At 59.8% G+C, this 12,778-nt stretch carries 5 protein-coding genes; all 5 read left to right on the top strand.

Annotated elements, in window-relative coordinates; all coding sequences use genetic code 11:
* The first annotated feature begins 257 nt into the window (after positions 1–257).
* Positions 258–1,781 (top strand): fumarate hydratase, encoded by a 1,524-nt coding sequence (locus tag KGA97_RS27165; RefSeq protein ID WP_150633235.1) that lies wholly within the window; start codon positions 258–260, stop codon positions 1,779–1,781.
* 185 nt (positions 1,782–1,966) lie between these two features.
* Positions 1,967–6,613, top strand: coding sequence for a SpvB/TcaC N-terminal domain-containing protein (locus KGA97_RS27160; protein WP_223481835.1), 4,647 nt, complete (start codon positions 1,967–1,969; stop codon positions 6,611–6,613).
* Positions 6,614–6,615: 2 nt separating this feature from the next.
* On the top strand, positions 6,616–9,342 hold the full coding sequence (locus tag KGA97_RS27155) for an RHS repeat domain-containing protein (protein WP_223481836.1): 2,727 nt from the start codon (positions 6,616–6,618) through the stop codon (positions 9,340–9,342).
* Positions 9,343–9,439: 97 nt separating this feature from the next.
* Positions 9,440–11,206: an ATP-binding protein gene (locus KGA97_RS27150; protein ID WP_223481834.1), complete on the top strand. Its 1,767-nt coding sequence runs from the start codon at positions 9,440–9,442 to the stop codon at positions 11,204–11,206.
* Positions 11,200–12,525, top strand: coding sequence for a sigma-54-dependent transcriptional regulator (locus KGA97_RS27145; RefSeq protein ID WP_223481833.1), 1,326 nt, complete (start codon positions 11,200–11,202; stop codon positions 12,523–12,525). The genes KGA97_RS27150 and KGA97_RS27145 overlap by 7 nt, the downstream gene beginning before the upstream one ends.
* The last annotated feature ends 253 nt before the right edge of the window (positions 12,526–12,778 follow it).

Genomic DNA, 12,778 nt, shown 5'->3' with positions numbered 1-12,778 from the left:
ACGTTAATGTTGAATGTCAGACCGCCATCGCCAGCAAGCCGGCTCCTACAGGTGAGTGCGCGTTCGCAAGCTTGATCTGTACGACCAACGATTGACTGCCGGCGCGTGTGCCCGCCTGCGAGGCGCGTTATACTGCCGCGCCTTTTTAGCGTCGCGCCAGCATGCCGGCGTGCCTTGAAAGGTGCTTGCAACCGACCGATGCACCCAAGCTGCAAGCACCTTATTGAATGTTCCCGTCTTTTAGAGGAGCGCGACTCATGACCGTGATCAAGCAAGACGACCTGATTCAGAGCGTTGCCGACGCCCTGCAATTCATTTCCTATTACCACCCCGTGGATTTCATCCAGGCGATGCACGAAGCCTACCTGCGCGAAGAATCGCCAGCGGCCCGTGACTCGATGGCGCAAATCCTGATCAACTCGCGCATGTGCGCCACCGGCCACCGCCCGATCTGCCAGGACACCGGCATCGTCACCGTGTTCGTTCGCGTGGGCATGGACGTACGTTGGGATGGCGCCACCATGGGCCTGGACGACATGATCAACGAAGGCGTGCGCCGGGCTTACAACCTGCCGGAAAACGTCCTGCGTGCCTCGATCCTCGCCGACCCGGCGGGCGCTCGTAAAAACACCAAGGACAACACCCCGGCCGTTATCCACTACTCCATCGTTCCGGGTAACACCGTGGAAGTGGACGTGGCGGCCAAGGGCGGCGGTTCCGAGAACAAGTCGAAAATGGCCATGCTCAACCCGTCCGACTCGATCGTCGACTGGGTACTGAAGACCGTTCCGGAAATGGGCGCCGGCTGGTGCCCACCGGGCATGCTCGGCATCGGCATCGGCGGCACCGCCGAGAAAGCCGCCGTCATGGCCAAGGAAGTGTTGATGGAATCCATCGACATTCACGAGCTGAAAAAGCGCGGCCCGTCCAACCGTATCGAAGAGATGCGCCTGGAGCTGTTCGAGAAGGTCAACCAACTGGGCATCGGCGCCCAGGGCCTCGGTGGCCTGACCACCGTGCTCGACGTGAAGATCATGGATTACCCGACCCACGCCGCTTCGTTGCCGGTGTGCATGATCCCGAACTGCGCCGCCACCCGTCACGCGCACTTCGTGCTCGACGGTTCCGGCCCGGCTTCGCTGGAAGCGCCACCGCTGGACGCCTACCCGGAAATCGTCTGGGAAGCCGGCCCGTCGGCCCGTCGCGTCAACCTCGACACCCTGACACCGGAAGACGTGCAGAGCTGGAAGCCGGGCGAAACCGTCCTGCTTAACGGCAAGATGCTCACCGGTCGCGACGCTGCGCACAAGCGCATGGTCGAGATGCTGAACAAGGGTGAAACCCTGCCGGTGGATCTGAAAGGTCGCTTCATCTACTACGTCGGCCCGGTTGATCCGGTGCGCGAAGAAGTGGTTGGCCCGGCTGGCCCGACCACCGCGACGCGGATGGACAAGTTCACCCGTCAGATCCTCGAGCAAACCGGCCTGCTGGGCATGATCGGCAAATCCGAACGCGGCCCGACCGCAATCGACGCGATCAAGGACCACAAGGCCGTTTACCTGATGGCAGTGGGCGGCGCGGCTTATCTGGTGGCACAAGCCATCAAGAAATCCCGCGTGGTGGCCTTCGCTGAACTGGGGATGGAAGCCATCTACGAGTTCGACGTGAAGGACATGCCGGTGACGGTTGCGGTGGACAGCAAAGGTGAATCGGTACACATCACCGGTCCTGCCATCTGGCAGAAAAAGATCAGTGAGAGTCTGGCGGTGGAAGTGCAGTAAGTTGCGCTGAAACGCCCCTGAAAAAACCGGCCTGTTGGTGACGACAGACCGGTTTTTTTTCGCCTGGAGTAATCCCGGAATTTCCCCGGCTAACAGGGCTGACCTGTCAGATATGACAGGTCACAGCCGCCGCTGCCCCTGATAAGTTGAATGCACTTGTGCGTCCTTGTCAGGTGGAAACGGAAATGGCCACGGAAGAACAAAAAGGCACTATCAATATTTCAGCCCCTGCCCAACCGAAAATCGGCGGCGCCATTGCCAGTTTTGGCGGCTGGGGAGCAGTGGGGACTACAGGTTCGGCCTCGTTGGCCATACCGGTGCCCATTTCCCAGGCTCCCAATCGGGAATTGGTGCCGGCTCTTTCGCTGAGCTACAGCAGCCACGTGGGCAACAGTATTTTCGGTATCGGCTGGCATTTGACCGTGAATGCGATAACCGTGCGCACGAGCAAGGGCGTTCCACTGTACGACAAGCGCAAGGATCTGATGGTCGGCGCCGATGGCGAAACCTGGATGCCGGAGCTGGATGCCCAGGGCGAGATCGTTGACAGACCCGTCACTCTCGGGACAACAAACTATCGAGCCATTCGCTATCAGCCACGCATCGAGGGCGGTTTTGCCAAAATCGAACGGCTGGTCAGTGACGACGATGCGGCCGGTTTCTGGTTGATTCATAGCCCCGATGGCAATCGCCATGTCTATGGCAAGACGCTGGCCTCGCGCCGGGCGGAACCCAGGGACGAAAACAAACCCCTGGAGCCCGAACGCGTCGGGGTCTGGCTGCTGGACGAAACCGTCACGACTCTGGGCGAGCACATCGTCTATGAATACAAGGCCGAAACGCAGAACCCGGTCGCGCCCGATTTTCGCGACTACCGTGCCCAGCGGTATTTGCAGCGAGTGCTGTACGGCAATTCGGTGGCGGAGTCAGAGCTGTACTCATTGAAGGACGGTGGCTGGAAAGACGTCGATTTCCACTTTCATCTGCTGTTCGATTACGGCGAACGCAGCCACGACTTGACGCAAATACCGGTCTACGGCCCCGAGTACTTGCAGGGAGGCGATCAGCACGACAAATGGCTCGAACGCAGCGACCCGTTCTGGAATCACGATTACGGATTCGAACTGGGCACGCGGCGCCTCTGTCGGCAGGTGCTGATGTTTCACCATTTCCGCAACGAACTGGGTGACTCACCAAAGCTGGTTCAACGGCTTTTTTTGCAGCACCGCCAGGGTACGCTGGAATACAACCACCTGACTGCCGCTCATCTTCAGGCCTACGATAAACAAGGCAATGTCGAGAGCCGACCACCGTTCGAATTCAGCTACGCGCCCTTCGATCTGAAAAAAGCCGATCAACCCGGCTGGAAAGCGTTCCCGCAGATGCCAGGCCTCAATGACGGTCAGCGTTACCAGTTGGTGGATTTGTACGGCAAAGGCATGCCCGGCATTTTATGTCGCTACGACAAGGCCTGGTACTTCCGTGATGTTCATCGGGCCGACAGCGGCGGTGATGACATTCGCTACGGCGACTTGACTGAACTGCCGTACATTCCGCTGGCCGACAGCAGTAAATCGCTGCGTCAGACGCTCACCGACCTGAACGGTGACGGCAAGCTCGAATGGGGTGTACACGCGCCGACCATGAATGGCTGCTTCACCATGAACCCTGACCGCCAGTGGTCAGGATTTGTCCCCTACAAAGCCTTCCCGCTGGAGTACTTCCATCCTCAGGCGCAGATGGCCGACCTGGTAGGCGACGGTCGCACTCACGTGGCCCTGATCGGCAGCAACAGTGTGCGTTTGTACACCAATCTGGGCGATGACAAAGGGTTCAGTGCCGGCCGAAATGTAGAGCACGACAACGACGATGCCCTGCCATTGCCGAGCAATTCCGAAACCGAAGTGGTCGGTTTCAGTGATGTACTGGGCAGCGGCAAACAGCACCTGTTTCGTCTGCGCCACAACAGCCTGGAGTGCTGGCCCAACCTCGGTCACGGGCGTTTTGGTAAACGAATAGTGCTCAGCACCCCGACGTTTCCTTACGAGTCATTCAATGCTTCACAAGTCTTGCTGGCGGATCTGGATGGTTCGGGGGCAACTGACCTGATCTATCTGGAATCCGATCGGTTCCTGGTGTTCATGAACCACTGCGGCAAAGGTTTCTCCACTGAGCCAATTGCTCTGCCCTGGCCCGAAGGCGTGCGTTACGACCGGTTGTGCCAGGTCACCACGGCGGACCTGCTGGGGCTGGGTTGCACCAGTCTGGTCCTGACCGTACCGCACATGTCGCCCCGGCACTGGCGCTACGATTTCGTCAAAGCCAAACCGTATCTGGTCAACCGCAGCAACAACAACATGGGCACGCTCAGCCTCATCGACTATCGCAGTTCGGCACAGGAGTTCCTTGACGAGGAATACGAGCACCATCAGATCGATAAAGACAAAATCGTCGAGTCCGGTGTGCCGTTCGCCATGCATCTGGTCAAGCGCCAAACCCAGATCGATGAAATCACCGGCAATAAACTGACCCAGCTCATGAGTTACCGCCTGGGTTACTACGACCCCTTTGAACGGGAGTTCCGTGGTTTTGGCCTGTTATTGCAGACCGATACCGAAGCTACCGAGGCGGAACGCAAAAGCCGGGGCTTCACCGCGCCGATCTTGAGTAAAACCTGGTTTCACACGGGCAAGACCATTGATCCGCCAAGGGACGGGTATTACAGCAGCGATGCGCAGGCTGTTGCGTTGAAAGCCACCAAACTGGAACGCTTTCACGCGCGCGACAGGGCCGGCGAACCGCTGGAGCCTGACGAAGAAACGGCCCGCCAGATCGCACGTGCGCTCAGTGGCTCGACGCTGCGCTCTGAAATTTTCGCTCGGGATAACCCGGTTGTGCCGTATGCAGTGACGGAAGCCCGCTATCAGGTACGCCTATTGCGAGCAAAAAGCGAGCATTACCCCTATGCCGTGCTGCAACCCATGGCGCTGGAATCGATCAGCTATCAGTACGAACCTGAACTGCCGGACGACCCGCGCTGCGAACACAGCCTCAGCCTGAAATGGGACGAGTTCGGCAGCGTGCTCCACGCGATGATCGTCTACTACGCCCGGCGCAAAACCGACGCAACGCCGCCCTTTGAAGACGAGCATAAAAACCGCTATTGGAAAGATGCCCACGATGAGGCGCAGCAGTGCTGGTATTTGACCGAGTCCAAGGCCGAATTCATTCACGTGTACGACGAAGCGACCTGGAAGCCGGGTATACCTTTTCGACTGGGGTTGCCGTATCGGGAGCGCAGTAATGCGCTGGTGCTGGAAAAGGCGCAGTTGAGTATCAAAGATATCCACCACGAGAACTTTCTGGAGTGGAGCAAGGACGAGGGTGAATGGGCGAAGCAGTCGGTGCTCGCGGGCATGTCGATGCAGCTCTACACCGATCCTCTCAACGGTCAGACCCTGGAACAAGGCACGGCAACTGTCCATGCGCTGCCGGCCCAAGTGGAGATTGCCGAACTGGATCACAGGGCCTTGAGCGCTTATTACAAGCTCATCGACAAAGACGGCAACATGCCCTTCAACCTCAAGGAAAAGCTCGAATCACCCGAGGTGGGTTACCACATCATGGAGTGGTTCTTGCCTGAAGTTGAGCAGTCGGAGCCCACCGACCCGACTGACGCGAAGGAATACCTGTGGTCGATTCACCGTGGCTTCCCCAGCTATCACGGGCCAGAAGGTTTTTACAACGTCCGGCACTTCCAGCAAACCCGAAGCCACGGCACCACCAAAGTCAAATACGACCGTTACTGGTGCCGGCACACGTCCATCGAATTGTCGGACGGTTGCATCACTCAGATCGTCGACACTGATTACTGCACGTTTCTGCCCGCAGCGATCAAAGACCCCAATCAAAACACCCAGGAAGCGCGCTACAACGCTTTTGGCGAAGTGCTGGTCACCAGTTTTTATGGCACCGAACTGGGTGAGGCGGTCGGCTTCGACCCGCTGAGCGACTACGTGCGCCCCGACGACCGCAGTCCGGCCCATGCCATCGAATCGCCCTTTGTCGCCATCGGCAATTACGCCATGGCCATGTTCAGCGACGCGTTCAGCTGGATGGGCCGTCTGCCGACAACCGAGCCGCCCACCGCTGAATGGCTGAGCTGGGCGCTGGCAGAAGGGTTTGTGCTACCCAGCGGCCACCTTTGCGATCGCGCTCGCGAGCATCTGCACGATCTCGAAGCCCCCACACCCTCCGAGCGACTTCTCCAACAATACGTCGATGCCGCCCATCGTGAGCCGGTGCACATCGCGATCCTGCAAGCAGACCGTTATCCCGGCGATCCGGAGTTACAGATTCGCATCGCCATCAGACATCAGGACGGCTTCAGCCGGGTGCTGCAAACCAAGCAGGAGGTCGAACCGGGCAAGGCTTGGGTGGTGGCCGACGACGGCACCTTGAAACTCAAGGACGATGGCACCCCGCAGGAAGCCGAAGCCGCGCGACGCTGGCGGGTCAGCGAGCCGGTCGAATACAACAACAAGGGTGAAAAAGTACGGATCTACCGGCCGTACTTTGCGGATAGGTGGATTAACATCAAAGACCACTCAATGCGTGAACACGCCTATCACGACCAGCAGTTCTACGATGCCGCAGGGCGTCCGACCGAAACCGTGCTGGCGAAAAAAATGCTGCAAGGTGATCCACCGGAGCTGAAACCGCTGCGCCGGGAGATGTGGTACTGGATCTGGTGCACCGTGGCGTTTGACGAGAATGATCTGTTTGAGCCGCCACCACCCGAAAAGCGCCGAACCAACAGAACGCTCCATTGAACATGAGCATCCATTCGCATACGCCACAACTGGCTGTCATCGACAACCGTGGCCTGCCAGTCCGTCAGGTCGCGTACTGGCGGCGAGACGCGGCGGAGCTCAGGCCCGAAGCGCTGGTGACGGCTCAGGAACATGACGGCGCCGGTCGCCTAGTAGCGCAACGGGATCCGCGCTTCCTCGCGCCCGCGTCCCGTCCGAACATGGCCACGGTTTACAGCCTGTCTGGCGCGGCGTTGTTCACTGAAAGTCGCGACGCCGGATGGCGCCTGGGCTTACCGGACAGGACCGGGCACATGCGCGAGCATTGGGATGGTCGAGGCAGCCATTGGCAGAACGAGTACGACACACAGCGACGTCTGACGGCAGTCCTTGAACAAACCCGAGACTCGACCTTACGTACTGTCGAACGCCTGACCTACGCCGACAACGCTGGTGAGTTCGCCGAGCGCAATCAGTGCGGACAATTGATCCGCCACGATGATCGGGCCGGTGTGGTGTGGCTCGACCAGCAAGCGCTCAACGGCGGCGTTATCCGCCAACGCCGACGGTTTCTGCCGGATCAGTCTGACGTTCATCCCCACTGGCCCGTCGTCGAAGCGGAACGCGACGCCCTGCTGCAACCCGGCGCGGGCTACATGACCGCGAGCCGCATCGGGCCGTCGGGGCAAGTGCTTGAACAGACCGATGCCGGCGGTCATCGACAACACTTCAGCGTTGATCGCGCCGGGCAATTGCAACGCATTGACCTGACCCTCGACTCTCAAGATCTACAACCGCTGTTGAAAGCGGCGAGCTACAACGCCGAAGGTCAACTGCTGACTCAGATCACCGGCAACGACGTCACCAGCAGCGCGACCTATGAGGCAGCGAGAGGCCGCTTGAAGCGCTTGACCGCCACCACGCCGGAAGGTGTTCGTTTACAGGATTTGCGTTATGAGTACGACCCGGTCGGCAACATTCTGCGGATAGTGGACCACACCCAACCCGTCACGTTCTTCGCCAACCAGCGTGTAGCGGCAGAAAACACTTACACCTACGACAGTCTTTACCAACTGACCTGCGCCACGGGTCGTGAGACTGCCAATGCCGGTCAGAACCCCGGCTTGCCGGAGCTGATCACGCCCTGCCCTATCGACCCCGCGCGGCTGCTCAACTTCACCGAATTCTATGAGTACGACGCCAGCGGCAACCGTACCGAACTGCGTCATGTCAGTGATGGAAATCCGTTCAGGCAACAGCTGCGCGTCGATCCGCAGAGCAACCGCGCCTTGCCGTGGAACGACGGTGAAGACGAGCCGGACTTCCCACGCAATTTCGACGCAAACGGCAACCAGCAATACCTGTCCCCCGGTGCACAGCCGATGACCAGGGACGCGTTGAATCAGTTGCAAAGCGTGACCACCGTCGGCCGCCCGACCGAGGCCGATGACGCTGAAGGGTATCGCTACAACGCGGCCGGTGAACGGGTGGCCAAGTTCAGCAGCCAACAGGCCCATGCCGTGACACATCGGCGTGTCGTTCATTACCTTCCGGGGCTGGAAGTGCGCACCAGCGATGACGACGAAGAACTTCACGTCATCTGCGTTCCTCTGGCCCGTGGCAGCGTGCGGTGCCTGCATTGGGTCAAGGGCAAGCCCGGCGATATCGAGGCTGATCAGTTGCGCTACAGCGTCGATGATCATCTGGGGTCTTGCAGCCTGGAACTGGATAAACACGCGGGTGTGATCAGCCACGAGGGTTATTACCCCTATGGCGGTACGGCGTGGTGGGTGGCGCGGTCGAAGGTCGATGCGGATTACAAGACCGTTCGGTATTCGGGCAAGGAACGGGATGCGTGTGGGCTTTATTATTATGGGTTTCGGTATTTTGCGCCGTGGTTGGGGCGGTGGGTGAATCCGGATCCAGCCGGCTCGGTTGACGGCTTGAACTTGTATTGCTTCTGTGGAAACAACCCTGTCTGCAGGACAGATTCTGATGGGCGTATGTGGGGGCCGTTCGAAGAAGCTGTAGATGCATTTTTGGAGATCGAACCAGTAATCAGAGCGGAGTATGGCCTGCCACCGATCGGGCTGCCTGCTTCAGAGCTGGAAGACGATGAGTCAATGGATTACCAGGACTCACCGGAATCATTTGCAAGCCATGACTCACCGGGCGAATCCAGTCCGGGTTCTGCTGACAGCCCCGTCCCGCCCCCCTCACCAACAAATGATCAAAATACCGTCCTCGATATTTTGAATGCGAACCCCGATAAACCCGTTCACTACTGGAACGATGCAAACCTGCTGGAAAGGACCAGCTTCGGCGGCAAAGTGTACCGGGCAGATCGGCGCCTCCCTGAAGAGGTGCTAAGGGATGGGTTCAACCCCTCAACCGAGTTCACTTCCATTGGCAAAATGATCAGTAGCGAAGCGTTGACTGTCGCGGAGACACTCGAAGGGGTGCTGTTTTATGCAGCACAATCGCAAGATGATTATTACTTTTATGAGATCGATGCCGATGAGGTAGGTGGCGTCTCTTTGCTTGAAAACCTCGTACTCAATACACCAAGAATGCTTCAACACCTTAATGCCGAGCCCACCGGCAGCCCGACCGAACAAACCGGACTCTCAAACAGAATGCGTGAAGCACATTTGAATTTTGATGATCTGAACGATGGCAAACCCAGGATTAAGTCATTGGGTCGACTGCCAGAAGATATGAAACGTGCGCGCGTGACTGTCAACCACTGACCGATAAGGAAGGCAACCGATGGCATGAGATGAGAGCTGGCGCGAGATAACCTACATGCTATCTTGCGCCTCCTATCGCCAGTCCGACTCGCGTTCCATGATTTCGATTTCCCGTACCCTGCGCCTGACGCTGTACACCTTCATCATCCTCGCAGGCGCAGCCCTTGCAGCCACGCTAGCCATGCGCCACGCCGAGCGTCAGGCCCTAGTGGAAGATGCCGCCCGCGCCAATCTGCAACTGGGCTTGTACGCCACGTCCCTGCACACCCTGATCGAACGCTACCGCGCCCTGCCCGCCGTGCTGGCGCTGGACCCGGAGCTGCGTTCGGCGCTAAACGGTCCGGTGACACCGGAACAGCAGGACGCGCTGAACCGCAAACTGGAAAAGATCAATGGCGCCGCCGAGTCTTCGACCCTGGAACTGCTCGATCACACCGGCCTCGCCGTGGCGGCGAGCAACTGGCGTTTGCCCAGCAGTTACGTCGGTCACAACTACGGTTTTCGCCCCTACTTCAGCCAGACCCGCACCCAGGGCACCGGGCGTTTTTATGCAGTGGGCGTGACCAGCGGGATTCCCGGTTACTTCCTGTCCAGCGCCGTCACCGATGACGGCGGGAAGTTTCTCGGCGCCATGGTGGTGAAGCTCGAATTTCCCGAACTGGAGCGCGAATGGCGTCAGGGCAGCGACACGCTGCTGGTCAGCGATGCACGCGGGATCATCTTCATCGCCAATCAACCGGGCTGGCGCTATCGCCAGTTGAAACCGCTGAGTGAAAGCGACCACGCCGAACTCAAGGCCACCCGCCAATACGACAAGCAGCCGCTGACGCTGCTCGGCTATCAAACATTGCGGCGCTTTGACGACAACAGCGAACTGGCGCGGGTCGAAGGCCCGGACGGCAAAGCGGATTACCTGTGGGAATCCCTGCCGCTGACCGCCGAGGGCTGGACGCTGCACTTGCTGCGTCGTCCGCAGGTGGCGTTCGAAGACAGTCGCAATGCCGCCCTCGCCGCTGCCGGGTTGTGGCTGACGCTGGTGTTTCTGTTGCTGTTCCTCAACCAGCGCTGGCGCCTGGCGAAGATGCGCCAGCGCAGTCGCGAAGAGCTCGAACAGTTAGTGGAAGAACGCACCCGCGACCTGCGCACGGCGCAGGACGGTCTGGTGCAATCGGCCAAACTTGCCGCCCTCGGCCAGATGTCGGCAGCGCTGGCCCATGAAATCAATCAACCATTGACCGCCCAGCGCATGCAATTGGCGACGCTGCGGTTGCTGCTCGATCACGGCCGTGTCGACGACGCCTACAAGGCACTGAAACCGGTGGATGAGATGCTGACGCGCATGGCCGCCCTCACCGGCCACCTGAAAACCTTCGCCCGCAAAAGCCCCAGCGGCTTGCGCGAACGCCTGGACCTGGCTTCGGTGGTGGACCAATCGCTGCAACTGCTCGACACGCGCCTGCGCGATGAGCAAGTCAGCACCGTGCTGCACCTGACACGCCCGGCGTGGGTGCGGGGCGATGCGATTCGCCTGGAGCAGGTGCTGATCAATCTGCTGCGCAACGCCCTGGATGCGATGCAGGATAAACCCTGCAAACGCCTGGAAATCCGCCTCGAAGCCGACGAACAACTGTGGCGTCTGAGCGTCATCGACAACGGTGGCGGCATCGCCGAAGAAAATCTGTCGAAGGTCTTCGATCCGTTTTTCACCACCAAACCGGTGGGCGATGGCCTGGGCATCGGTCTGGCCGTATCCTTTGCCATCGTTCACGAATCGGGCGGACGCCTGAGCGCCGCTAATCACGACAACGGCGCGGTGTTCGCCCTCACCCTGCCCATCGATCCGGAGGCGCCTGGCGCATGCTGAATTCTGTGATGGTGGTCGACGACGAAAGCAGCATCCGCAGTGCCGTCGAGCAATGGCTGAGCCTGTCGGGTTTCGAGGTGCAGTTGTTCAGCCGCGCCGATGAATGCCTGGCTCTGCTGCCCAAGCATTTCCCCGGGGTGATCCTCAGCGACGTGCGCATGCCCGGCATGACCGGGCTGGAACTGCTCGCCGAAGTGCAGCGCCGCGATGCCGACTTGCCGGTGATTCTGCTGACCGGCCACGGCGATGTGCCGATGGCGGTCGATGCGATGCGCGATGGCGCCTACGACTTTCTCGAAAAACCCTTCAGCCCGGAAACCCTGCTCGGCAGCCTGCGCCGTGCGCTGGACAAGCGCCGACTGGTGCTGGAAAACCGCGCGTTGCACGAGCAGGCCGATAACCGCGCCAAACTCGACGCAACCTTGCTCGGCGTGTCCCGTGGCTTGCAGACGCTGCGTCGACAAGTGCTGGACCTGGCGGCGTTGCCGGTCAACGTGTTGATTCGCGGTGAAACCGGCAGCGGCAAGGAGCTGGTCGCCCGCTGCCTGCACGACTTCGGTCCGCGTGCCGACAAGCCGTTTGTCGCGCTGAACTGTGCGGCGATTCCCGAGCAATTGTTCGAAGCCGAGCTTTTTGGGCACGAGAGCGGCGCGTTCACCGGCGCTCAAGGCAAACGCATCGGCAAGCTTGAATACGCCGATGGCGGCACGCTGTTTCTCGATGAAATCGAAAGCATGCCGCTGGCCCAGCAGGTGAAATTGCTGCGGGTGCTGCAGGAGCAGAAGCTGGAGCGATTGGGTTCCAATCAGAGCATTCGCGTGGATTTGCGCATCATCGCTGCGACCAAACCGGATTTGCTGGACGAGGCGCGGGCCGGGCGTTTTCGCGAGGATCTGGCCTATCGGCTGAACGTCGCCGAGTTGCGCTTGCCGCCGTTGCGTGATCGACGCGAAGACATTCCGTTGTTGTTCGAGTCATTTGCACAGAAGGCCGCCGAGCGGTTGGGTCGCACGTTTGCGCCGCTGAGCGGCCCGCAGTTGAGCCATCTGTTGAGCCACGACTGGCCGGGCAATGTGCGCGAACTGGCGAACGTGGCCGAACGGCAAGTGCTGGGGCTGGAAGAGCCCACGCCTGTGGGCATCGATCCGGGGCAGTCGCTGGCAGCGCAGCAGGAAGCGTTCGAAGCGCACTGCCTGCGCGCGGCGTTGACGCGACACAAGGGCGATGTGAAAGCGGTGCTGGAAGAGCTGCAACTGCCGCGCCGCACCTTCAATGAAAAGATGCAGCGGCATGGCCTGACCCGCGAGATGTTTTTGTAGGAGACCTGAAATATCCATTGCCTGAACTGGCCTCATCGCGAGCAGGCTCGCTCCCACATTGGTCCAGTGTTCACAATTCAAATGTGGGAGCGAGCCCGCTCGCGATGAGGCCGGCACAGACAACACAAAACCAAGAGCCGGTAAGCAATTATCCGCTCACACCCAATTTCCAATAAGCGGATTTCTGCTCACTCAAACCTCAACCCCCCTCTAAACCGGCCCTCCCCCCGTTGGCACACCTCCTGCTATAGCC

It is taken from the genome of Pseudomonas sp. BF-B-15, assembly GCF_019946675.1.
GTDB lineage: Bacteria > Pseudomonadota > Gammaproteobacteria > Pseudomonadales > Pseudomonadaceae > Aquipseudomonas > Aquipseudomonas migulae.
This window is presented reverse-complemented; position numbering and strand designations above follow the sequence as displayed.